Source organism: Paenisporosarcina sp. P4_D4, from assembly GCF_056401835.1.
This window is the reverse complement of the sequence record NZ_JBFUIO010000362.1, coordinates 1-873: the sequence shown is the minus strand read 5'-3', so window position 1 is coordinate 873 and position 873 is coordinate 1. Positions and strand designations below refer to the sequence as shown.

At 39.2% G+C, this 873-nt stretch carries 1 protein-coding gene and 1 pseudogene; both read right to left on the bottom strand.

The genetic code is table 11. The features are described from left to right. Positions 1-370 (bottom strand): annotated as a pseudogene (locus AC1DSL_RS18830) (hypothetical protein); the annotation flags it as partial. Next, positions 360-873, bottom strand: a 514-nt coding sequence (locus tag AC1DSL_RS18825) for a response regulator transcription factor (RefSeq protein WP_477533416.1), incomplete at its 5' end; no start/stop codon positions are given. The gene AC1DSL_RS18825 and the pseudogene AC1DSL_RS18830, both read right to left, overlap by 11 nt.

The following is an 873-nucleotide window of genomic DNA, read 5'->3' as shown; positions in this document are numbered from 1 at the left end:
TTTCTAGACTCGAAAAGTTAACAAGATTATGACCCTCTTCATTAAAAACTTGCATATAATCTTGAGCAACCGGACGCGCTACTTCCGTTGCTATTGCGGGTGTAGAAGGTGCAGCAGGTGTGACAGGTAATTGATCTTGCTGAAAATTTGGTTGTGATTGTATTATATCTATAGCGCGTATATATGAATCACTAAGTTGTTCAGCTCTCGCCTGTAGTATTTGAAAACTTTGTTGATTTTGATTTACTTTTAGCAATACACCAGCGATAATCCCTAAAATGATAAGAATGGCTATTAGTACACCCGCATATTTTCGAGTCCAAAAACGAAGTAAAGGGATACTTTTTTCAGACTGTAAGCTAGTTAACACGTATCATATACCCCGTTCCACGTACTGTCTTAATTTCGCCCTCATCTGATGACCAATCACACAAGTGTTGACGAATTCTTTTAATTGAAGCATCTACAGCTCTATCTGCACCGTTATAATTCATACCCCAAACATAATCCAATAGTTGATCACGAGTAAAGCATTGATTGGGGTGTTTTGCTAGGAAAGCAAGCAGTCCCCAATCGCGTGGTGACAAAGGAATTAATTCATCATAAAAAGAGGCTGTACAAGTTGTAAGATTTATTACAAGATGGCCTAATCTAATTATTTCATTATCTTCTAAATGTGAGGAACGGCGTAATACAGCTTGAACTCGAGCCACAACTTCCTCAGGATCGAATGGTTTTGTGATATAATCATCAGCCCCTTGTCCAAGCCCTGCTAGTCTTTCGGGCACACTACCTCTAGCTGTTAGGATAATGACAGGACAACTACCATATTGACGGATTTGTTTTAGAATCTCGAGCCCATCATTTTGAGGC